Source organism: Bartonella vinsonii subsp. berkhoffii ATCC 51672, from assembly GCF_902825225.1.
Taxonomy (GTDB): domain Bacteria; phylum Pseudomonadota; class Alphaproteobacteria; order Rhizobiales; family Rhizobiaceae; genus Bartonella; species Bartonella berkhoffii.
In genome coordinates this window covers 13,834-36,705 of record NZ_CADEAK010000012.1, presented here as the reverse complement: position 1 = coordinate 36,705, position 22,872 = coordinate 13,834, and the positions used below count along the sequence as shown (strand labels likewise).

The 22,872-nt window shown below is 38.3% G+C and carries 20 protein-coding genes, 2 tRNA genes and 1 pseudogene; 9 read left to right on the top strand and 14 right to left on the bottom strand.

Annotated elements, in window-relative coordinates:
* Nucleotides 1–344: 344 nt before the first annotated feature.
* Nucleotides 345–1,547 carry a porin gene (locus tag J7R10_RS06495; protein ID WP_010705540.1) on the bottom strand — a complete coding sequence of 401 codons (1,203 nt, stop codon included), beginning with the start codon at nt 1,545–1,547 and terminating at the stop codon, nt 345–347.
* 302 nt (nt 1,548–1,849) lie between these two features.
* Here J7R10_RS06495 and J7R10_RS06490 point away from each other — a divergent pair.
* Nucleotides 1,850–1,940 (top strand) — tRNA-Ser (locus J7R10_RS06490).
* Nucleotides 1,941–1,999: 59 nt separating this feature from the next.
* On the opposite strand, the pseudogene J7R10_RS06485 reads toward J7R10_RS06490, so the two are convergent.
* The 9 genes and pseudogenes from J7R10_RS06485 to rpmH all read right to left on the bottom strand — a co-directional run.
* Nucleotides 2,000–2,477 (bottom strand): annotated as a pseudogene (locus tag J7R10_RS06485) (site-specific integrase); the annotation flags it as partial.
* A gap of 878 nt (nt 2,478–3,355) precedes the next feature.
* A tRNA-Leu gene (locus J7R10_RS06480) sits at nt 3,356–3,440 on the bottom strand.
* Between the two features lie 112 nt (nt 3,441–3,552).
* Nucleotides 3,553–4,173, bottom strand: coding sequence for a 2,3-bisphosphoglycerate-dependent phosphoglycerate mutase (locus tag J7R10_RS06475; RefSeq protein ID WP_010705539.1), 621 nt, complete (start codon nt 4,171–4,173; stop codon nt 3,553–3,555).
* A gap of 15 nt (nt 4,174–4,188) precedes the next feature.
* A complete protein-coding gene (gene dapB, locus J7R10_RS06470; RefSeq protein WP_010705538.1) occupies nt 4,189–5,013 on the bottom strand; it encodes a 4-hydroxy-tetrahydrodipicolinate reductase in 825 nt (274 codons plus the stop codon).
* Between the two features lie 529 nt (nt 5,014–5,542).
* Complete coding sequence (locus J7R10_RS06465) at nt 5,543–6,235, bottom strand: glutathione S-transferase family protein (RefSeq protein WP_010705537.1); 693 nt, start codon at nt 6,233–6,235, stop codon at nt 5,543–5,545.
* Nucleotides 6,236–6,370: 135 nt separating this feature from the next.
* Nucleotides 6,371–7,018: a ribosome biogenesis GTP-binding protein YihA/YsxC gene (gene yihA, locus J7R10_RS06460; protein ID WP_010705536.1), complete on the bottom strand. Its 648-nt coding sequence runs from the start codon at nt 7,016–7,018 to the stop codon at nt 6,371–6,373.
* The gene (gene yidC / locus J7R10_RS06455) at nt 7,015–8,853 is read right to left on the bottom strand and encodes a membrane protein insertase YidC (protein ID WP_010705535.1); all 1,839 of its coding nucleotides are present in this window, start codon (nt 8,851–8,853) and stop codon (nt 7,015–7,017) included. The genes yihA and yidC overlap by 4 nt, the downstream gene beginning before the upstream one ends.
* A gap of 22 nt (nt 8,854–8,875) precedes the next feature.
* Nucleotides 8,876–9,235, bottom strand: a complete 360-nt coding sequence (gene rnpA, locus J7R10_RS06450; protein WP_010705534.1) for a ribonuclease P protein component — start codon at nt 9,233–9,235, stop codon at nt 8,876–8,878.
* Nucleotides 9,236–9,365: 130 nt separating this feature from the next.
* On the bottom strand, nt 9,366–9,500 hold the full coding sequence (gene rpmH, locus J7R10_RS06445) for a 50S ribosomal protein L34 (protein ID WP_026501365.1): 135 nt from the start codon (nt 9,498–9,500) through the stop codon (nt 9,366–9,368).
* Nucleotides 9,501–10,102: 602 nt separating this feature from the next.
* Here rpmH and J7R10_RS06440 point away from each other — a divergent pair.
* The 5 genes from J7R10_RS06440 to J7R10_RS06420 all read left to right on the top strand — a co-directional run bounded on the left by J7R10_RS06440 (nt 10,103) and on the right by J7R10_RS06420 (nt 14,355).
* Nucleotides 10,103–11,197 carry an Mrp/NBP35 family ATP-binding protein gene (locus tag J7R10_RS06440; protein WP_010705533.1) on the top strand — a complete coding sequence of 365 codons (1,095 nt, stop codon included), beginning with the start codon at nt 10,103–10,105 and terminating at the stop codon, nt 11,195–11,197.
* A gap of 661 nt (nt 11,198–11,858) precedes the next feature.
* Nucleotides 11,859–12,746 (top strand): 16S rRNA (cytidine(1402)-2'-O)-methyltransferase, encoded by an 888-nt coding sequence (gene rsmI / locus J7R10_RS06435; RefSeq protein WP_010705532.1) that lies wholly within the window; start codon nt 11,859–11,861, stop codon nt 12,744–12,746.
* Nucleotides 12,747–12,769: 23 nt separating this feature from the next.
* Nucleotides 12,770–13,138 (top strand): YraN family protein, encoded by a 369-nt coding sequence (locus tag J7R10_RS06430; RefSeq protein WP_010705531.1) that lies wholly within the window; start codon nt 12,770–12,772, stop codon nt 13,136–13,138.
* Between the two features lie 107 nt (nt 13,139–13,245).
* On the top strand, nt 13,246–13,491 hold the full coding sequence (locus J7R10_RS06425) for a hypothetical protein (protein ID WP_010705530.1): 246 nt from the start codon (nt 13,246–13,248) through the stop codon (nt 13,489–13,491).
* Between the two features lie 72 nt (nt 13,492–13,563).
* Nucleotides 13,564–14,355, top strand: a complete 792-nt coding sequence (locus J7R10_RS06420) for a pyrroline-5-carboxylate reductase (protein ID WP_010705529.1) — start codon at nt 13,564–13,566, stop codon at nt 14,353–14,355.
* A gap of 913 nt (nt 14,356–15,268) precedes the next feature.
* Here the strand turns inward: J7R10_RS06420 and J7R10_RS06415 are convergent.
* From J7R10_RS06415 to J7R10_RS06405, 3 genes are read right to left on the bottom strand one after another with little or no spacing between them, the layout of a single operon-like run.
* Complete coding sequence (locus tag J7R10_RS06415; RefSeq protein ID WP_010705528.1) at nt 15,269–16,930, bottom strand: electron transfer flavoprotein-ubiquinone oxidoreductase; 1,662 nt, start codon at nt 16,928–16,930, stop codon at nt 15,269–15,271.
* Nucleotides 16,931–16,933: 3 nt separating this feature from the next.
* Nucleotides 16,934–17,857, bottom strand: a complete 924-nt coding sequence (locus tag J7R10_RS06410) for an electron transfer flavoprotein subunit alpha/FixB family protein (protein WP_010705527.1) — start codon at nt 17,855–17,857, stop codon at nt 16,934–16,936.
* Nucleotides 17,858–17,891: 34 nt separating this feature from the next.
* The gene (locus tag J7R10_RS06405) at nt 17,892–18,656 is read right to left on the bottom strand and encodes an electron transfer flavoprotein subunit beta/FixA family protein (protein WP_010705526.1); all 765 of its coding nucleotides are present in this window, start codon (nt 18,654–18,656) and stop codon (nt 17,892–17,894) included.
* Between the two features lie 603 nt (nt 18,657–19,259).
* On the opposite strand from J7R10_RS06405, the gene J7R10_RS06400 reads away from it, so the two are divergent.
* From J7R10_RS06400 to J7R10_RS06390, 3 genes are all read left to right on the top strand, one after another.
* Entirely contained in the window at nt 19,260–20,078 is an 819-nt protein-coding gene (locus J7R10_RS06400; RefSeq protein ID WP_026501363.1) for a hypothetical protein, read from the top strand.
* A gap of 159 nt (nt 20,079–20,237) precedes the next feature.
* Complete coding sequence (locus J7R10_RS06395) at nt 20,238–21,158, top strand: sulfite exporter TauE/SafE family protein (RefSeq protein ID WP_010705524.1); 921 nt, start codon at nt 20,238–20,240, stop codon at nt 21,156–21,158.
* A 2-nt stretch (nt 21,159–21,160) separates the two neighbouring features.
* A complete protein-coding gene (locus J7R10_RS06390) occupies nt 21,161–21,970 on the top strand; it encodes a TIGR02186 family protein (protein ID WP_010705523.1) in 810 nt (269 codons plus the stop codon).
* 22 nt (nt 21,971–21,992) lie between these two features.
* On the opposite strand, the gene J7R10_RS06385 is transcribed toward J7R10_RS06390, so the two are convergent.
* The gene (locus tag J7R10_RS06385; protein ID WP_010705522.1) at nt 21,993–22,256 is read right to left on the bottom strand and encodes a DUF6460 domain-containing protein; all 264 of its coding nucleotides are present in this window, start codon (nt 22,254–22,256) and stop codon (nt 21,993–21,995) included.
* Between the last annotated feature and the right edge of the window lie 616 nt (nt 22,257–22,872).

Here is a 22,872-nt window from a genome sequence, read left to right as displayed (position 1 = left end):
TGCATTTGAGGTTAGCCATTTTGGTTGAGAGCATTGCTGCGATTCATTGTCTAACACGTTTAAGAGATATCTCGCTCGTTTTTCATTACTTTTGAGGATATCTAGACAATTTAACAACAAATCACCTTGGATAAAAATCTGTGTTCTTTGAATTGAATGTGCAAGATTTGTGAAGGCACTTATAAGTCTTTATCTGATTCATTTGCTTGGAATATTAAGCAGCTTTTTGCAGGGATAGTAGTCCATAAATAGTATGAGATGGTGTTATGATTATCACAGAGAGCTTCCAAAACAAAAAACTGGCAACGTGTGTTGCCAGTTTTTAAAAGTGTAATCTAAGAAGATTAGAATGAGCGCTGGAAGCGAATCATACCTTGTAAAGCACTTTTTCCTTTCAGAGCATGTGTATGTGCAACATCATTTGCGCCCTTGAGAGTGCGATCATCATTCCAAGAGACATAAGTCAATTCAGGTGTAATGACGAAGCCTGGAACCAACGTGTAGGCAATATTTACAGAAGTTGCAAAGGTCTTGACAGCGCTATAAGAAACTTGAGCGTTCAAATCTGCTTTTGGAGTAAGCTTGTAAGTCGCACCAGCCCAAGCAGCCCATTTGCCTCCCCAGTTTGCGTAAATCGTTGTATTCTGCCGTGATAGAACGTTGTTTTCATCCTTTGTATAGTAATCGACGCTATTTTTGTAGCCACCCATGACCCATAGGTTTAAACGATCGTTGACATTGAAATCCATACGCACTTTCGCTGCCCATTTTTTGTAATAAGCATCGTAAGCTGCCACTGTTGAAAAACCACCCCATTTTTGCATAAACTTCATACCCAAAACGATATTGGGAGTGTATTTCTTTATTCTTTTACTTGGAAGACCATCTACAGGAACATCAACGATTTTATCATCTTTATCTATGTAATAATATGTATTTTTGATAGGGTCAGGGCCATCAGCATTGCCTACTTCAGCTCCGATAATAGCAGAAAATCCGGTGTCACCACTAAAGGTGTAAGAAATAAAGTTTGTGCGTGTTACACCTGCTGGTGCGATACTGTCATCGTTCAGAACGTTTCCATAACCACCAGTCCAACTGTTAAAGATTGTGTCATCAAGACCTATACGAAAACCACCAAGTTCAATGTAAGCAGCTGCAAGCTTTGCACCAGCGTTGTCTCTTCCATTGTTCCAGTTAGAGTAGATTCGTGCATAGGAACGAAGTGTTCCCAATTCGGTTTCAGAAGCAGCTTGGAAAACAAGAGTCAATCGTGATGACGCGCTGTAGGTTTTTCTTTTCGCAGCTAATTCAGCGTCTGTTGTTGCATCTACGTTATCACCGCCCACAAAATCAGCGCGAACATTTCCTGACAAACGCATGCATGTCTCTGTTCCTGGGATATAGAAATATCCTTTACCATATGCATCGCAAACGCGAATATATTCTACAGGCTCTGGTTCTGCAATTGGTTTTGGAGCTGCTTGTGCTCCAGAAATTGCTAAAAAAGCTGCTGTAGAGCTCAAAAAGAGGGATTTAATATTCATACAGGATCTCCAATGAAAGGTTGTTTATTCTTCGTTAGGAATATTATTTGCTCAACTTATTAGAGGCAAAATACGCGATACTTAATCTTAGCTATACTGATCTTTTTTAAATATACAAATATGAAATCACCTTTTTGAAGGATATTCATGTACTATTCAGACAAATGTGGTAAAAAAAACACAATTTTTGTTTTGTTAACTTTTGGTCCTCTTGGATCAATAAACGAGAAAAATCTTAGATATTTTTGAAAAACATAGAAAATATCTTGAACTTTCTGTTGATACCCTTTATGCACTCCCTTGGAGAGGTGGCCGAGTGGTCGAAGGCGCTCCCCTGCTAAGGGAGTAGGGCTCAAAAGGCTCTCGAGAGTTCGAATCTCTTCCTCTCCGCCATTCGCAATAAAATCAATAGATTATCCAAAGGCTTAGGGATTTTTCTTCCCTTGATTCTTTTAAATTATTTTTCGGTCTCCCCCCCAACCTTTTTGAAGCTTTTTTATTGCTTCTATTGCTAGCCGTTTTCTCTCTGCTGTTTTGGTATAAAGTGACGCCATTTTATCTGCTGTCCAGCCAAAAAGCGCTTTCATTTGTGAAACTGTAGCATCAACATTGTTCTGCACGAGTTGCTGCTAACTTTTTCAATCCATAGGCTGTTTTTTTATTTCTGCCGCATTACAGGCTTCACGAGATAAGTTGCCAAAACTTTCTTTAACGAGTTTTTTTCCGCTTTTCCCACAAATAAATGTTTCATCTCCAATAGGACCAATTTTAAGAATTTTCCTGCTCATTCAGGCAAAATGGGAAGAAAAACAGTCTATTTTAAATTGGCTCTTTTCGGTTTTTAAGTGAATCATATTATCTTTAGCCGTCTTTCCAAGTAATTTGTACCGCATCACTACGACGCAAATCCAAGTAAAGAAAAACATCCATCTAAACAGCTTCATAAATTTCAAAATTCTATTATTCATAATATTTTCGACAGTTTTTCCTGTCCTTATAGGGAAGCACTTTTTGTTTTGCTTACGATATGGAGTGTTAAAATGAGAATTCTTTCACTAAAATGGGGGCGAGACATTGCTTAGTTTGTTCGTACCGCTTCTACAAATGAAATTTCAAGAGGGTGATCTGGTTTAAATCTTGTGGGATGTCTCTCTGTAACGTTAAAAGTATAATTTTTTCATAATAAACTTTTGCCATCCATAAGCCTTGTGTATCTTATACTCTAGTTTATGACTGCTACATATATGCCATAGAATTTTACTGTGTTTTCTGATTTACTCTCACAAGATAAGTTGGATGGAGGTACGTGTTTACGTGTTGCTTCATTTATGTGTGATGTCAAAGCTATAATGACATCATCTGGTAAAGCTAACCAAGGTGTCTGAATTTTTTTACTGTTGTTTGAGATATTCTAATGCCTATTTATGATAGAGCTTTATTTCATTATATTCCAAAAATAAAAGAGTACAAACATGATTTGTGCATTAATCTTCTTTTAGGCTGATGAATGTTGCGTGTTCAGGTGCGTTTTTTCTGATGATTTTTAAAAACGGTATATCTTTCTCAAAGGCAAGTTTGTTTTAAGTCTGTATGATTGTAATGCGGTAACAGAGATCTTCAAAGGTTTTGATTTTTTGAAAATACAAATATTTTAGACATCTTCAGTGTTTAAACAAATCCCTTCATAAAACGTGATGCAAAAGAGCTGATAGCAGTATGTTTGAAGGTCCTATTCCCTAACCTTTGTTTACACATCCCGCACTTAAAAAAACATATGGAAAATCAATAATTTTTGATAAAAAAGAACATGGTGCCCAAAAGAGGACTCGAACCTCCACGCCTTGCGGCACAGGTACCTGAAACCTGCGCGTCTACCAATTCCGCCATCTGGGCTATAAAATTCATCTAAGCTTGTGAAACAACTCTGTCAATAAAATTATAGAATTTATTCTATAGTGCAAAATGATTGAATTGGATTCTTTGGACTTACTACGATTTTAGAAATTTAGGGTGTGATGATTGTTTTTGAGGCAATTGTTGAATCGGAATGAAATCTATAAATAATAGGAATGCCGGTCGCTAATTCTTGAGAGATAATTTCTTCACCATTTAGACCTTCAAGCGCCATCATAAGAGCACGAAGTGAATTGCCGTGTGCTGCAATCAAAACAGTTTGAGAACGTAAGATATACGGCTGAATATGATGAAGATAATAGGGTAAAACGCGAGCACAAGTATCGCGTAGGCTTTCACCATTTGGGGGGGCAATCACATAGGAGCGACGCCATATTTGCACTTGCTTTTCTCCCCATTGTTGGCGCACTTCATCTTTATTCAAACCAGAGAGATCACCATAATCCCGTTCATTCAATGCCGAAGTTTTTATCAGTTCTAAATCTGATTGTCCCATTTGGTCTAAAATGTGCTGAGCCGTTTTTTGTGCACGCTGTAAGGCAGATGTATAAGCGATATCAAATTTTAAACCAGCTTCTTTAAGTTTTTTTCCTGCTGTTTTTGCTTCTGTATTTCCCTGTTCTGTCAAATCGGGATCTTTCCAACCGGTAAAAAGATTTTTGAGATTCCATTCACTTTGTCCATGACGAATGAGTACAAGCGTGCGTTCCATTATGAATTTCCTGCATTACGTGGATTGTTGATAATGATCGTCTAGTCCCAAAACATCAAGCATTGAATAAAGACCATTTTTATGGTTTTGTGCCCATAAGGCTGCTTTTAAGGCACCATTGGCAAAAAGAGAACGTTCTTGCGCTATATGTGAAAGAATAACACGTTCATTTGGACCGGCAAAAGTAACAGTGTGGTCGCCAACAACTGTTCCACCTCGTGAACAGGCAAAGCCAATCGTTCCTTTTTCGCGTTTACCTGTATGGCCATTACGACTACTGACATACACATTTTGGAGCATAACATTGCGACCTTCAGCGGCTGCTTGCCCAAGAAGAAGAGCTGTTCCAGAAGGGGCATCGACTTTACCAGAGTGATGCATTTCATAAATCTCAATATCAAAATCATCAAATTCTAATGTTTGTGCAGCTTTCTTTACAAGATTTGCTAAAAGATTTATTCCAAGGCTCATGTTCCCAGATTTCACAATAGTTGTATATTTCGCAAAATCTGCAATTTTTGCTTCTTCTGTTTTACTAAATCCCGTTGTGCCAATAATATGGGCAAGACCTTTTTGGGCCGCATAATTGGCATAGAGAAGACTGGCTTCTGGCTGAGAAAAATCTAAAATCCCTTCTGTATGAGAAAACGCGCTTTCGGGATCATCAGTAATACGAATATCAAGAAAGTCTGAACCAATGAGTGTGCTTGCATCTTTGTTTACAAAAGGTGATCCTTTGCGCACGAGGACAGAATTTAGTTCTATGTCTTCTCTACGCTGGATAGCTGTAATGAGCTCACGTCCCATTTTTCCATTCGCACCAACAACTGTAAGGCGCATATTTCTCTCCTTATGATATTTGACTTTTGTAGTATAGGCAAATTCCTATCTTCTTTCCAATGGTTCTTTTTCTCTATAAAAGAAAAATTTTGTTTTTTTAATTTATCGGATTTCAGTTGATAGAAATGCAGAATGGGGAAATCTTTGTTTTCATTAGAGAAGTTAAAAATGGGATATTACGCAATATGTTTTATGTATTGAGTAGCATGGATGAACAGGACAGCTCTCTTCTTCTCTTTACCAGCTTTCAATATTGTTACAGTTTTTTGCATTTCAATGCTTTTTATCCATATGCCAATTCTGCTTGTGATGTACAAGAAAACGCTTTCTGATTCATTATAAGATGGAATTAAATGAGGAAAAAATAAGAGAATATTCCTGCCTTCAGGGTTCTCATTCACCTCATAAATGATGTATTATCCCCATAAGTTAAGACACTAATACGTGTGTGTAACATCATTGAGATTTTATTGATGAAGAAGCATTTCTCTATAATGTTAAGAGTGCTTCTCTTTGTCAAGAGAGGTGATTAGAAGTCAAGATCTGTATAATGAGGACTGGCAACAATTCCTCGTACGCGATCTGTTAAAAGAGAGCGAAAAGAAGGTCGAGATTTCATCCGCATATACCAGTCTTTGGCAGCAGGGGACTGTTCCCAGTCAACTTCTCCCAGAAAATCAAGCACAGAAACAGAAGCTGCGGCTGCTAGATCCGCATAGGATAATTCAGAGCCCACTAACCAGTCGCGAGATGCGCAGAGCCAATCGAGATAGTTCATATGAGGAAGAATATTGGCGCGCGCATTGCGTAAAATTTGTGAATCAGGAGCCCCACCGCCAATGGCAAGGGGCATTTCACGTTTGTAGATTCTTTCCCGTACAATATGGCGTATTGTTTCATTTTCAAATTTATTTAAAAACCAGTCATTAAGACGACGGACTTCGGCACGGCCTAAAGGATTTTCTGGAAAGAACTTATTTTCTTGTCGTAAACTCCCGTGTGTTTCATCTAAATATTCATAGATAACAAAGGCTCCTGATAATGGGACTTCATGTTCATCAAGAAGAACAGGAACTTGACCCGCTGGATTAAGTGCAAGAAATTCGTGTCTTCTAGCCCATTCATGTTCTTCAATCAGTTGAATGGTTACACCATATTCTCCAAGAATGAGGCGTATGAAGCGCGAGGAAGAGGATAGGGGAGAGTGAAAAAGTGTCAACATAATCTACACTATCAAATAGAGTTAATGAGAATTCTTTCAAGTGATAGGAAATTTTATAAAGATGCTTTACAAGAAGTACAAGATTATTAACAGAAGCTCACAGTTATGTTTAATAAACCCTTAAGTACAAGAAGATTATACTGCAATTGCTTGCAAAATGGCAGCACGTAACTCTTCCAAACCGAATGCTTTTTCTGAAGATGTCACAAGAAGTTCAGGATAGGCTGCTGGACGTTTGAGAAGCTGTGTTTTTGTGGTTATGGTTAATTTTTCAAGGATATTCGATTTTATTTTATCACTTTTTGTTAAAATAATCTGATAAGAAACGGCTGCTTTATCGAGGAGATCGAGAACATCAGAATCATTCTTTTTGATTCCATGACGTGAATCAATCAAGACATACACACGTTTTAAGGTTGTGCGCCCCCGTAAATAGCTAAAAATCAGTTGCGTCCATGCATCAACCAGATTTTTAGGTGCTTTTGCAAAACCATAGCCTGGCATATCTACGAGTGCAATAGGGGGGAGATCTCCTGCCTGTCCACTAAAACCATCGGGTACAAAGTAATTAAGCTCTTGAGTCCGCCCTGGTGTATTTGAGGTCCGCGCTAAGTTTTTTTGTTGGACGAGTGCGTTGATGAGGGAAGATTTCCCAACATTCGAACGTCCTGCAAATGCAATTTCAGGTGGTCCTTCTGGTGGAAGAAAGTGTATTGCAGGCACACCACGAATAAAAATCCAATTGCAAGAAAAAATTCCAGAAAGAGAAGACCATTTTGTCATTCATGTATTTCTTTTTTGGGTGATTTTTTCCATATGGCTTTAAGATTATCAAAAAGCTCAATTTTGATCCCTTGACGTTTCATCATGATACTTTGTTGAATGATCGATAAGATATTGTTCCATGCCCAGTAAATGACAAGACCAACAGGGAAGGATGCTAGCATAAAGGTAAAGATGACAGGCATCCACGCGAAGATCATCGCCTGTGTTTGGTCTTGAGGTGTTGGGTTCATACGCATTTGTAAAAACATTGTTATTCCCATGATTAAAGGCCATGCACCAATCATAAGAAATGTTGGAGCTGCGTATGGCAAAAAGCCAAACAGGTTAAAAAAGGACGTTGGATCGGGCGCTGCTAAATCTTTAATCCAGCCAAAGAAAGGGGCATGCCGCATTTCAATGGTAATATACAGAACTTTATAAAGAGCAAAAAATATTGGAAATTGAACCAACATTGGCCAACAACCGGCAAGAGGATTAATTTTTTGTGTTTTATACAATTCTATGATTGCTTGCTGTTGTTTGGTTCTGTCATCAGGATATTTATCTTTTATTTCCAGCAACATTGGTTGTATAAGTTTCATACGCGCCATAGATTTGTAAGACTTATTTGCTAGCGGGAAGAGAAGCGTTTTCAAGAGCACTGTGACAAGAAGAATAGCAATACCGAAATTGCCAGTTTGTTTATAAAGAATATCAATGAGGGAGAACATTGGTTTGGTGATGAAATCAAACCAACCCCAATCGATTAAAAGAGCGAATTTCTTAATTTTCAGATCATTTTGATAGTGGTTAATGATTTCAACTTGTTTTGCTCCAGCAAAAAGACGATTTGTAACAGTTTTTGTTTCATTGGGAGCAATTGTTAGAAGTGATCCTAATAAGTCAGATTGATAATGCGTTTGTAAGCGATCAAAATAAATAAAGCGGCTGGTATATTCTTTATCTTGTTGAGGAATAACCGCTACAGCCCAATATTTATCGGTAATACCAATCCAGCCTCCTGTTACTTTAGAAAAAGTCATACTTTTTTGACCATTCTCAGGATTGGGATCAAGTTCTGCTAGTGTTTTATATTTCTCAGTTTTAAGTGAATCACCTGCAATACCTATCATGCCTTCATGAAGTAAATAGGTTGCATTTGTGTGCTCTGGTGGAGCTGCACGTGCAACGCGGGCATAGGACGAGAGATATATCGGTTTATCTCCTTCATTACTGATAGAATCTTCAATAGTGAACATGTAATGATCATCAACAGAAAGGGTACGACGGAATATCTGTCCTTGTCCGTTATTATAAATTAAAGTGACGGGTGTTGAAGGAGTTAGCGTTTTATTGTCTCCTTCTATTTGCCATTGGGTATCAGATTGCGGCAAAGCCTCTGCTGACAAAGATGAACTTGTAAAACCAAATTCGGCCAAGTAGGTCGTTGTAAATCCTTTGGGGTTTAGCAAAGCAATTTCTGGTGATTTCTTCTCTACTGTCAGACGGTATTTTTTGAGATGAAGGTCATCAAATTGTGCACCAAAAAGATTAATGGAGCCTTCTAGTTCATTGGTTTTGATGGCAATACGGTTTGTTTGAGCCAACACAACCTTCCGTATTTCAGGAGTCATTTTGTGGTCAATGATAGATGCTGGTCTATGCATTGGTGCAGCATCAGAGAAATTTGGCGTATGAGTGGAAAGTGCGGATTGTGATTTGGACAATTGCTGCGCAACGACTTGTTGTTTTTGTAATTCAGCCTGTTTTGGAATAACGTGAAGAAACTGCCATGCGATAAGCACTATGAAAGACAATCCAATGGCGATAAAGAAATTGCGGTTATATTCCATTCGTACACCCGTGTTGGCGTTGCTAATGTTTTGTTTTTGGTTTTATTCGTCGATTTAATTCACTGATCAAAGATGTAAAAGGCGCATGAAGTGCATCAGGACGCGCCACAATGACATAGTCTGTTCCTGCTTCCATGTTATCTGTTAAACCAACCCTCACGGCTTCGCGCAGACGTCTTTTAATACGATTGCGTTTGACGGCATTACCGTTTTTACGTGTCACCGTGAAACCTACACGCGCAGCGAGAGGCGTTTTTATTTCTGCTGTTTGTTTATAAGACTTAACTTCCAGCAAAAATAAAGGACCACGTCGCTTTTCTCCTGTGCGTACAGACAAGAAATCTGCTCTTTTGCGGATGCGACAGGGAGGTTTTTTCTTCATAAAAAGCTTTTCGCAATTTTACTAATGCCTGCAAAAGCAGGCACTGGAGGTTCACAATAAAAATCCCACAACGAAGAAATGATAAACACTCTTCAACTCTTGTGAAAATTTAAATGGTTAATTTAAATGCTTAAGCGGATAACCGCTTACGCCCACGAGCACGCCTTGCGGCGATAACTTTACGGCCACCGGTTGTCGCCATACGTGCACGAAACCCATGGCGGCGTTTGCGGACCAATTTAGATGGTTGGTAAGTACGTTTCATTTATTTAAATACCGCGGAGTGCGGCCCTTCTTAAATTCTATGAGCAAAACTATGCGCTAGATGAACAGTCTTATCCTATCATACGATTGCTAACCCATAGGCAAAAACATAAAAAAAGTCAATCTCAGATTATTTTTCTCTCTCTTTATAAAATACAAAAAAATCCTTCAAGGAAGTGATTTTATTCGTCATACTTAAAAAAAGTTAAGGAAAATAATTGCTGATTACAATAACGCATTTTACAATTATTTCTTTTGTAACACAAGTAGATACTCACAACGTTATAGAAAAAGTGGAGAAAAAATCGTAATTTGTGATTGTGTAATGATGAGGTGTGCTTGTTGTACATAAAGAGTTTGCGTGCGTTTTGTCTCTTAAAGGCTTTAGAACATTCGTAAAGAGAGCGTATGTTAATCATCATTTAAGAGGATTTTATAGTCGAGTTTTTTATTTGAGTTTTGTTTAGCGTTTTAAAAGAGATAGAGTATAAGGTGGTTTACATATGGTCATTCTCATAAAGTGAGAAGTTTCAGATGATGAAGTTGAAGTGTTGTTCGTCCTTATTGTTCTATTGTCTGAAATTTATATAGAGAGGAAAGAGTATGAGTCCTATCACAAGTGAGACTATTCGCAACGCGTTACATAAAATCAAAGGACCGGATTTTGAAAGTGATATTGTCTCCTTGGGGCTTCTTTCAGAAATATTGATTGCTCAGGGAAAAGTTTTCTTCTCCATTACAGTTCCAGATGGGCGTGTGCAAGAATGGGAGCCGTTGCGTCGTGCTGCTGAAGAAGTGGTGTGTGTTATGGAGGGGGTCGAATCTGTTGTTGTCACTCTTACGGCAGAAAAAAAACCAACGGTATCTTCTCCGGTGCAGAGAGAGACAGTTTTTTTTGCGCCAAAACGCAGAACACATGCATTGCCTGTAAAAATGCCAATAGAAGGTGTTCGGCATGTGATTGCTGTTGCTTCTGGAAAGGGGGGGGTTGGCAAATCTACAATGGCAATCAATATCGCTCTTGCTTTACAAGATTCTGGTTTCAAAACGGGGTTGATGGATGCAGATATCTATGGTCCCTCTTTGCCGCGTTTGACAGGGCTTGTTAACCAAAAACCACGACATATCGAAGGGAAAAAACTTCAACCTCTTGAAAAATTCGGTCTTAAATTGATGTCGATGGGGTTTTTGGTTGAGGAAGAAAAGCCGGTGGTCTGGCGTGGTCCCATGGTTATGGCGGCTGTGACACAATTGCTAAGAGATGTTTTATGGGGATCTCTTGATGTTTTGGTGGTTGATATGCCACCGGGAACAGGGGATGCACAATTGACACTTGCTCAACAAGTGCCATTGACGGGTGCTTTGATTGTTTCTACTCCGCAGGATCTTGCTTTGGTTGATGCACGTAAAGCCGTAGAAATGTTTATGAAGGTGGATGTTCCTATTTTAGGACTTATTGAGAATATGAGTTATTTCATTGCTCCTGATACACAAAAACGCTACGATATTTTTGGTCATGGTGGTACGCGTGCAGAAGCGGAACGCCGAGGAGTCCCTTTTTTAGCAGAAGTGCCGCTTGATGCAGCTTTACGGTCTTCTTCAGATGAGGGCCTACCAATCTTCATTGCTAAACCTGATGCGGAGCACGCTAAGCTTTATCGTGCGATTGTTGATCAAGTGAAGAAGAGATTTTTTTAAATTTACGTTTTTCTTAAGAGGGGGAAGGATACAATATTTAGAAAAACATAAGGGGCTCTTTTTTCTGAGGGAAAGGAATTGGTTAAAGAGTTTGTTCAGGTACGAGGAAGTATTTTTCAATATCAAATTGTGGATGTTGATCATGTTGTTGCGAAAGCCGTGGAAAATATTCTAAAATAAGATGTGGTAATGTAAACGCTTTCTGTTGATGCAAAAATTGTGCAGGCTGAAGTTATAAGAAAACAGGTCATATTTGCTTGGGGGATGGTTTTTTCATTGGTAAAAAAGGCTGATTTTTAAATACTGTTTATGCGATCATCCGGAACATTGTGTTTTTAAAAAAACGGAACCAGACTAAAATCTGAATGGATAGAAAATTGCTCGTCATTTCAAGCAAAAGTTTTGCGGAGGAGAGAGGCGCATCTTGTGTAAGATGGAGGAATTTATTCTACTAGTAGAAGCTATCATGATGATCACAAACGCATTATCACACTAAGAAAATTCGATATTGGAGTAAGCTCTCTTGTTATGGTACGAGTGCTTATTGGAGCCATTGCTCTTTTGGTGATGGCAAGAAAATGACAGAAATGGATGATGTTCCCACGTTTAAGATTTTAGTAAAATCTGATGGAGAAAGGTTCTTTGATAATGAAAGAAGAGCATGTCTGAAAAAGCATATTTTATAGGTGCTCATACTTATTGTGCACCAGTTATAGAACCAGCGCTTTATCTCGTGTCAACACCTATTGGAAATCTTGAAGATATTACTCTTCGTGCTTTGCAAGTGCTAGCAGGTGTTGATATTTTAGCTTGTGAGGATACGCGGGTGACACGTGTTCTCTTGGAACGCTACAGTATTCAGAAAAAATTGTTTCTTTATCATGAACATAATGCACAAAGGGCAGGACCGAAATTATTAGCAGCTTTGGCAGAAAGTAAAAGCGTGGCGCTTATCTCAGATGCGGGAACACCGCTTATTTCTGATCCCGGATTTCGATTGGTAGAAGAGGCGCGCAAAGTTGGTTATAAAATCGTTCCGATTCCTGGTGCATCGGCTCTTTTAGCTGCTCTTGTTACGACAGGGCTTCCCACCGATAGTTTTTTCTTTGCAGGTTTTTTAAGTGCACGCAAGGTTCAGCGTCAAAAGCGCTTGGAACGATTAAAAGCCATTCCAGCAACGTTGGTTTTTTATGAATCACCCCATCGTCTTGTCGAGACTTTACAGGATATGGTCTCTGTTTTTTCAGATGATCGTCCTGCTGCAATATGTCGGGAATTAACAAAAAAATTTGAAACAGTTGATGTTTCCAATTTAGGAAATTTGTTTGAAAGTTACAGAAAACAGGACCATATTCGGGGGGAAATTGTTGTGCTTGTTGGGGAGGCTCTTTCCTCTTTGGAAGTGATGAGCAATCAAGAAATTGATGAAATATTATTAGAATTGGCACGTACACATTCTGCAGCCCAAGCTGCTGCTTTAGCAGCTAAGAAAACGGGCTTAAAAAAACAAGAACTTTTTCAGCGGTTGAATTTTTTGAAGGGTGCCTAAAACTTTAAAGGATGCATAAGTTTATGCAAAAAGAGTGCAGGCAAAAGTCTTTTTATCGAGGTATTCGTGCCGAAAAATGGGCTGCTTGGTGGTTGCGACTTAAAGGATTTCATATTGCTGAAATCCGTTTTAAAACAAAGTGTGGTGAAATTGATTTAATTGCACGGCGTGGAAATCTTGTTTTAATCGTGGAGGTTAAAGCACGTTCAACCTTGGCAGAAGCAATGGCTGCGGTTTCTCGGATGAATGAAAGGCGTATTGAGGCAGCAGCCGATATTTGGCTTGCACGACAAAAAGATCATGCTCTTTTATGTGTACGCTTTGACCTCATTGCAATTTTGCCGTGGCGTTGGCCCCAGCATATTCCTGCTTTTTTTACCTCTGATAAATAAGAGTTCCTACATCATTTTAACCATGGTAGATGGAAAACATTTTGTTTTTATAGACAGATGGGGTAGGAAACAGTGCGTCACAATTTGAGCGTTATGAGGAGCGAAATATGGACGATTATGAAAAATTTGCAACGGGTTTGTTGATTGTTTTGGGAGCGCTAATTATTGGTGGTTTGATGGCAATGCATATTGTTCTTATGAACAAACCAGGTTTTTTGTTTGCGCTAGCGGCTGCTATCATTGGTTGGTTTTCTGCTTTTGCGGTTCTTTTTGATAAACCTAAAGTCTATTTGGGATTGATTATTCTTGCTATGTTATGTGTTGCTTCTTCAATTACTATTTATGTGAGTTAATGCGTTAAAATGTATGTGTTTTTGGTTGAAGTTTCCTTTAGAATGAAATGATAAAAGAGATAAGGAGTAGAAATGAAAATTGGCTTTTTGGGAACAGGTAAAATTAGCTCTTCAATGATTGATGGCTTAATGAAAAGTGCTTTTGATATTCCTTCTCTTATCATTTCACCACGTAACGCACAAAGTGCAGAGTATCTTTCGCACAAGTATGATAAGGTTATCATTGCTGAAAATAATCAAACGTTGCTGGATGTGAGTGATTGTGTTTTTCTTTGTTTGCCTAACCAAGTTGCTAAAGAAGTTTTAAGTTCTCTTCGCTTTCATCCCAAACATCTTGTTGTTTCTGTACTTGCTATGGCAAAAGCAGCAGAAGTTGAAGAGTGGATTAATCATAAGGTTTATCGTGCTGTTCCGCTTCCTTTTGTGGCAGAATGTAAAAATTTGACGCCAATTTATCCTGATCATCCCTTTTTACGTTGTTTATTTGATGCGTTGGGGGGTACGTTAGTGTTAGAAGCAGAAAAGCAGTTTAATCTTTTTATGATGGCTGGCTCACTTATGGGGGTTTATTTTAATTTTATAGAAACAGCACATCAATGGTTTGTAACACAGGGGATAAAGAAGCAGCAAGCAGCGGATTTTCTTGCGATGATGTTTGGGAATCTTACTGATGAAATGCGTAGAATTACAACAACGGATGGTCCATCCTCTCTTGATTTTGCATTGCTTGAAAAAGAGTTTTCAACAAAAGGTGGAACAAATGAATTTTTATCGAACTGTTTTTCTCGCCAAGGGGGAAAGGACGCCTTAATAACAGCTCTTGAGACCACTTTGCAAAAAATGAATGCTTCGTTCTCTCATTAAAATGTTGGATTCGTATTTTTTGATCTCAATGAGAGAAAGATTGCTGTATTTGTTAAGAGTTACTCTCACAAATTGTCTGTTATAGATATTTTAAGAGCAAACAGATTCATCTTCAGGATTTATTCTACAGTTATAAGTTGATTTATAAAAAGAACACATCGTTTACGGTTTGAATAAGAACACTGAAGATAACAAGCCTTTTTCATTTTAATCCTTCTTGTCATAGAATAAAAAATATTGATTTGTGCTTCATGAGAGGCATCCACATATCGATAAAAATGTTTAAGAAGGAATAAAATATGCTTCTTATCAATCGATTATCTTATAAGAATAGATACAACATTTTAAGTGTACAAACCAAATGGGTGCGTTGGTTTGTACATTTCATAAATGTAAGAGATGAGGTGTTCCTCATGTATCTTGCATGATATTTTTTATGGACAAGAGAAGGGCGGAAAGATCTCAGGTGTCTTTAGTGCGTTTGTGAACAAGCAATGTAATGTTGGCATGCTGTTTTTCATGAGAGAAAGAATGAGAAGTAAAAGCGTGAGGTGTTGGGCAATTCTCATTTAAAAGAGATTTCTGAGGATGTTTTGAAGGACGTAAAACTGCATGAAAAAGGAATAGGGAGGAGGGGCGTTGTTTTGTATCTTATAACAGAATAGTGAAAATATCTTCATTATTATTTTGTTTTTGATAAATAAAAAGTCTTTAAGAACAGCATATTATAGATTCTTTTGATAAAAATCATGTGGTTGTTGAGAGTATTTTGTTGCGGGAGTAATAAGAGAATATGTCTTATAGCGTGAAAGAACGCATGCATTGAAGATTTTAAAAGAGGTTCGGTCTTGGAAGAGAAACACTCTTATTGATTGCGTTTTGTACACTCTCATTTTTGTGGATTGAACAATGGTTACATGTTTAGATATAAGGGACCCTCACTGCCTTGTGGACAGGTCCAATGAATATTTTGGTTGGGATCTTTGATATCACACGTTTTACAGTGTATACAGTTTGAAGCGTTGATAACATAAGTTGTTTGATCATGATGGTTTAGCCATTCATAGACAGCAGCTGGACAATAGCGGGTGGAAGGGCCTGCATAAATTGCATATTCAGAGTCTTTTTGTTTTTCTAATGAAGATATTTTTAAATGACATGGTTGATTTTCCTCATGGTGTGTATTGGAAAGTGCAACACTGGAAAGGTGATCAAAGGTGACGATACTATCGGGTTTTGGATAAGCAATGGGTTTAAATTTTTCTGCTGGTTCAAGACATGCATAGTCTGCTTTTCCATGGGAGAGTGTTTTAAATAAAGAAAAGCCAAAAAGCTGTTGCCACCACATATCAAAGCCGGCAAGTTTAATTCCGTATTTTGTACCATATTTTGCCCAAAGTGGTTTGGCATTGCGTACTTTATAAAGATCTTTGCCAATGGGGCCTTTTCGCCAATGTTCTTCGATTTCTTTGACTTCATCATGGGCACGGCCTTGCGCAAGAGCTATAGCAATCTTCTCGGCTGCTAATATGCCAGATAAGATAGCGTTATGTGAGCCTTTGATACGAGGAACATTGACAAAACCGGCAGAACAGCCAATAAGTACGCCTCCCGGAAAGGTCAGTTTTGGTACAGATTGCCATCCTCCTTCGCTAATAACACGTGCACCATAGGAAAGGCGTTTTGCTCCTTTGAAGATTTCATAGAGTTTGGGATGTGTTTTAAAACGTTGAAATTCTTCAAAGGGAGAGAGATAAGGATTTTTATAATCTAAATGGACAACAAAGCCTACAGAAATTAAATTGTTTTCCTGATGATAAAGAAAGCCTCCACCGCCGGTATTATCGTCTAAGGGCCATCCCGTGAAATGTTGAACTAAACCAGATTTATGTTTTTGGGGATCAACTTCCCAGAGCTCTTTAAACCCGAGACCAAATTTTTGTGGTTCACGGTTTTTGCTAAGATCAAATTTCTGTATCAGTTGTTTGGCAATGGATCCCCGTGCGCCTTCTGCGATGAGAATATATTTTGCCAATAAAGCCGTACCGGGCATATAATTTTTCCCAAGAGTTCCATCTTTGTTAACGCCCATATCACCTGTAAGAACACCGATGATGGCTCCTTTCTCGTTTTGGATGGTCTCTGAGATGGCAAAACCAGGATAGATTTCTACGCCAAGCGCTTCGGCTTTTTTGCTGAGCCAACGGCAAACATCACCGAGCGAAACGATATAACATCCGTCATTGGATAAGATTTTGGGGTGAAAAATATTGGGAAAGAGTGTGGCGTGTTTTGGCTTTAGAAAAAAAAATTGATCACTGGTGACAGGGGTTTTGAAGGGATGATCCTGTTCATTTCTCCATTCTGGCAAGAGTGTATCAATGCCAATGGGGTCAACAACTGCCCCTGATAGAATGTGTGCACCAACTTCCGTCCCTTTTTCAACGATTGTGACAGAAAGTTCGGGATGAATCTGTTTGAGACGAATCGCTGCGGAAAGTCCTGCGGGTCCCGCTCCGACAATGACGATGTCAAATTCCATACTTTCACGTTGCTGATGCAAAGCTGGATTCATGGCTTATAAAGCTTTCTCCAGTTCAGGAATAATATGGTGAAGATCGCCTACAAGGGCATAGTCAGCAATTTGCATGATGGGGGCTTCTGCATCTTTATTAATCGCTACGATAATTTGTGCGTCCATGATACCGGCTAAATGCTGGATTGCACCGGAAATGCCAACAGCGATATAAAGTTCAGGGGCAACGATTTTTCCTGTTTGTCCAATTTGCCAATCATTGGGGGCATAGCCAGCATCAACGGCTGCGCGGCTGGCACCCAGAGCCGCTTCTAGTTTGTTTGCAAGGGGAAGAAGAAGAGCCATAAATTGCTCTTGTGAACCAAGACCGCGCCCGCCTGATATAATAACACGTGCTGAAGTAAGATCAGGGCGATTGCTTTTGTTGGTTTCTGCTTTCACAAAAGAAGAAAGATTGGGATTGGGCGCTGGTGTTATTGTCTGAATGGGAGCAGAATTATCATTGTGAGAAGCGGTTGGTGTGAAAGCGGCGGTACGAACTGTTATAACTTTTTGGGGATCATTGGTGCGTACAGTTTCGAGAGCGTTTCCTGCATAAATGGGTCGTTTAAAGGTATCCGGCGCAAGAACTGCGATAATGTCTGAAATTTGCATAAGATCAAGAAGAGCAGCTACACGGGGCATTACATTTTTGCCGATACTGGTAGAGGCAGCCATGATCACATCATAATCTTTTGCTAATTTGACAATTGTATCTGCTGTAGGTTCAGCTAGTTGATGGGCTAAATAATCAGCCTCCGCGATAAGTACTTGCCGCACACCAGTGAGTTTCGCATGGCTTTCGGCGATTGCTTGGACGTTTTTTCCACAAACCAAAATATCAATTTCGTTATTGATTGCGTGAGCGGCGGTAAGTGCTTTTGCGGTTTGTTCTGTATTCTGTTCGGCCAATAAAAGAATTGCCATACCTTTTTACCTTTTTATGCAGTGTTGCTTTTAATCATTTGATTTTCGTATATTCAATACAATTTGTTTGTTTTAGCACACTTACAAGTTCTGCTACATGAGCTATTTTAACACCGGGTTGACGGGGTTTTGGTTCTTCAACGCTTAAGGTTGTTAAGCGTGATTGTGTCTCTATACCAAGATCAGAAAGTGCTTTTTGTTCGATGGGTTTCTTTTTTGCTTTCATGATGTTGGGCAGAGACGTATAACGCGGTTCGTTTAAGCGTAGATCAGCTGTCATCACTATAGGAAGGGGGAGGCGAATGGTTTGAGTACCGTTATCTACTTCGCGGGTAACTGTTGCATGTCCATTTTCTATGTTGAAATGTGATGCAAAAGTTGCTTGTCCCCAGCCAAGAAGAGCTGCTAACATTTGTCCGGTTTGGTTGTTATCATCATCAATGGCTTGTTTTCCCAAAAAGACCATATCTGGTTTTTCTTCATGAACAATAGCTTTAAGAATCTTAGCAATTGCTAAGGATTCAAGTGTTTTTTCCGTTGTTACAAGGATGCCACGATCAGCACCCATTGCGAGTCCTGTTCTCAAAGTTTTTTGTGCTGCTTCTGGCCCAATTGAAACGAGAACAACTTCGGAAATTTTGCCGGATTCTTTTTGGCGAATTGCTTCTTCCACGGCTATTTCGTCAAAAGGGTTCATAGACATTTTTACGTGAGACAAATCAACACCTGTGCTATCAGGTTTGACGTGTATTTTGATATTATAATCAACCACACGTTTGACAGCGACAATTATCTTCATGATGATCCTCTTTGTTTTTTGGATTACAACTTTATCGTAATCTTCACAAGAAACTAAATTGTTTAGAATTGAATTTCATTTATCATTGATTTTCTCATTATATAAGCTTTCTTGCATCTGTTTATACCCTTTTCTCAATGTTGCGCGTCTCTCATTTTGTTTTTTGTGCACTTTAAATAATTTTCATCTTCGCTTGAATAAAAAGAAAAAACAATATGCCTTTATTTGAAATAAATGTGTTCATCATAGTTTATAAAACAGTGTTTATAAAACAGTTTTAAAAGAACTTAAAATAAAAGCGATGGAAAATGGTATCCGAAGAGTGAAATGAAAAGAGCCTTTTTTCGTTCCACATGTACAGTTTATAAGAGCATAAGAGCTCTTTAATGTAAGGACAAAGGGGTGAAAAAACTAAAGAGAGGAATGATTTTTCCATTTAGACTTTAGGAAAAGTAAGATCAAATATGGTTTATTTGAATATTTTTAGAAGTTCTTAAAGCTCTATTTACTAAAATAGAGCAGATTTCTCTATCATTTGTGCGATTCTTTGCAAAAAAATTAAGAAAGCGTAGCATTTGTAAAGACAATGAGGGAATAGCGTTTTTGAATACCAAGAGTCATACTATAAAGCAGGTTCAGAATGACAAACCTTCTTTTTTTGTTGTGGAGCAACAGGAGAGGATGGAAACGTCTACTGAAGTAACGATGTCGGACATTGCTAAAAAATTACGCTCTGTTTATGCACAAATGCAAATGAAACATTCACCTCGTCATTCGATAGCGCAAAGTCCTGTGGAAGAGCATTTTAAATCTTACTTGGATGATATTAGTCGGGCAATTTTGGCTGAGTATTCTATACGCCGTCAAAAAGAAAAAAAGCTTTTTGCGTGTTTAGAGCAGATTAAAACGCTTGTTCAGGGGTTGCAGAGCGAAAAGAAAATCTTAGAAGAAGCAGTGATAACACGGCGTATGTCTCGTTCAAAATCACCTGATTCTGTTGTGCAGCACCTTGCCCATATGGCGTGTGAAGAAAATCAAGAACGCTCGATTCTTCAAGAGGGGGCAAATTTTTCTAAACAAAACATCATAACGCCAAACCCCAAAAATGTTGAAAATATCGTGCAACAAGGGAACAAAAGCTCTTTATCAAGTGATGTCCTGAAGCCTTCTTCAAAAGAGCCTATGGAGCTTGTGGCGCATTCTGCAAGAGAAGAAATGCACTCTGATGTTCAAGAATCTGGTCGTTTCATTGAGAGTGAATCGTTTCCTTCCTTAAAGGTAGAGCCTCAGAAGTGTTTTTCTTTTTTACGTTTTTTTGTAAAAAAAATACTTCCTTGTTTTTTAGTCGTTGCATTTATGGCGGCGATAACGGTATGCTTTTATGACTTTTTAAGAGGTGCTCTTTTAAATTTTATGATTTAGGGTCATTGAGATAAGATGTTTTGTGCACATCATGTTGCAAAAGCATGGATGGCATCTCAAATTATCTTGTAAAATATGCGACAAAGAGTATTGAAGAAGAGGATTATTGCAGAGGGGCTTTCTATCTAAAAACCTCAAATGATCTTGAAGGTTCTATAAGTGAGTATTTATTTACCAATTGCTGAAATGTCACTCAACATGCTAATCTTGATTGGTATGGGGGTGGTTGCTGGTTTTTTTTCAGGTCTTTTTGGCATTGGGGGTGGTTTTCTCATCACGCCTTTATTGATTTTTTATAATATTCCTCCTGCTATTGCTGTTGGAACAGGAGCCAATCAGATGATTGCATCATCTGTGACAGGCGCGATTATACATTTTAGAAGGCGCACTCTTGATATCAAACTTGGTCTGCTGTTAGCAGTGGGAGGGGGAATAGGCTCTTTCATCGGGATACAGATTTTTTCTGTTCTGAAAAAACTGGGACAATTAGATCTCATGATTTCGCTTCTTTATGTGATTCTTCTTGGAAGCGTAGGAAGTTTGATGATTATTGAAAGTTGGTGCGATATGCTGCGCCAACGCAAGGCACCAAAAGTCAATATTCGTCTTGCTGGGAGGCATAATTGGATTCATCGGTTGCCATTCAAAATGCGTTTTCGCACATCTATGATATATGTCAGCATTATTCCAGTTTTAGGGATTGGTCTTATTGTTGGGTTATTGTCTTCTATTATGGGAATTGGCGGGGGATTTTTTATGATACCAGCGTTGATTTACCTTTTGCGTGTTCCGACCAGTGTGGTGATTGGAACTTCACTTTTTCAGATTACATTTGTGTCCTCTTTCACGACCGTTTTACAAAGTGTAAGTAATCAGTCCGTTGATATTGTTTTGGCTTTTTTGCTGATGCTTGGGGGAAGTATTGGGGCACAGTATGGAACAAGAGCTGGACGTAAGTTGAAGGCGGAACACTTGCGTATGGCACTTGCATTTTTGGTGTTGATTGTATGTATGCGTCTTGCTTTTCAATTATTTATACGCCCCGATAATCTTTTCTCTCTGGATATTCTGATGAGATAAAAATGGGTAGATTATTTTCTTTATGCATTTTGACTGGTTGCTTTTTTGTGTTTCCTTTTTCTACGTGGGCAAATGTTGGGAAAAAAGCTGTATTTGTTGATCAACTTGATCACGAAACTATCCAAATTATCGTAACAACTAAGACAATTATGGTTGATGCACATTTTGATGGTCGTGATCTTTATATTGCTGGTGTTTTGGAAAATATCGATCCATTATATTCTCAACAGAGCCGTTATGATGTTGTTGTCAGCCTAGAGGGACCGGCTCGTACTATGGTGATGCGGGAAAAAAAGCGGAATGCTGGTGTTTGGGTTAACGCAGATTCCCTCACTTTTAAAAATGTTCCTCTCTTTTATTCTATGGTCACAACGCGTGAGATTGATGATATTACTGGCGTTGAAGATTATAAACGCTTGGGGCTAGGATTATCCTATTTGTTGTTGCAGACGGATGAACAAGATTTGCGGAAAGTACAAATTTTTCGTGATGAACTTATAAAATTGCAAAAAACCAAAAATCTTTATCATGAGGAAGTGGGGGGGGTGCGTTTTGGTTCTGGTGTACTTTTTACAGCACATTTTCGTTTGCCAGCTAATACGCCTGTTGGACATTATCAGGTCCGTGCTTATCTTTTTCGCGATAGGCAATTTATTGATCGTGCAACCACAACTCTTGAAATTGTTAAAGCACATATTGCTTATACAATTTTTCACGCTGCTCACAAATATAGTTTCTTATATGGTATTGTGGCCGTGATTGTAGCTGTTAGTACAGGCTTTTTATGTCGTTTGATTTTTCGAAAAGACTAGAAAAAGAGGAAAGCGAAAGCATTTATTTTTTATGAAAAATGCGTAAAAGAAGAAAAATAGGTACAACAACAATAGCACCCATCATTGTCATGTGGAAAAAGTTTGTAAGAGTTATAAATCCTGTTTCCCATAAAGATTTAAAAAATTCTGTTATTGTTCGTACGAGACTTTGAGGTGTCCATCCAAGAAAATTTAGCACGATACCAACAAGAAGTGAAATGGTGAGCAGCTTTATAGCAACACGCCCTAATGTTCCTCCAAGAAACGCCTGAAAAGAATTGGACATATTTTTCCTTTTGTTCATTTATACATCTTTAAATATATTGCGTTTTCATTGCATCATACAATGGTATTACTCAATAAGAAATTTTTCTTTTGTTCCTCCTTATTTTCTTTTCCAGCTCACCGCCTTTTAATACTGGTGTAACCTCTGTACTGGTTTCTGAAACTCGCTCGTGTTCTGGGGACATTTTTCGAGATATTTTCATAGTGTTCCTTTCATTAACTTGATGGATATGCTTGAATTTCCATAAATTCACAAGGAAATTTCATAATCTTTCGACATTTTACATGATGATGATTTTTTTTAGTGTGTCGAATATTTATAATATCTTCATTTTATAATAGCTTAATATGTTGTGTATGGAATGTAATTTCAAGATATTCTCTTTAAGAAAGAGAATATTATCCTTAATAAAACTGTAATTATATAAGTATTAAGATTAGATATGACAATCTCTGTAACTAAAATACTAAGTTTGTTTGTTGTTAAAACAGGCATAACAAGTGTAATAGAATTGGATGTTTATAAAAGGATGGGGGACTGTAAAGTGTATTGTTAAAAAACTTTATTTATGTGTGGGTATGGGGGAGATATCAGGTTACGACCGTGTTTATACTTC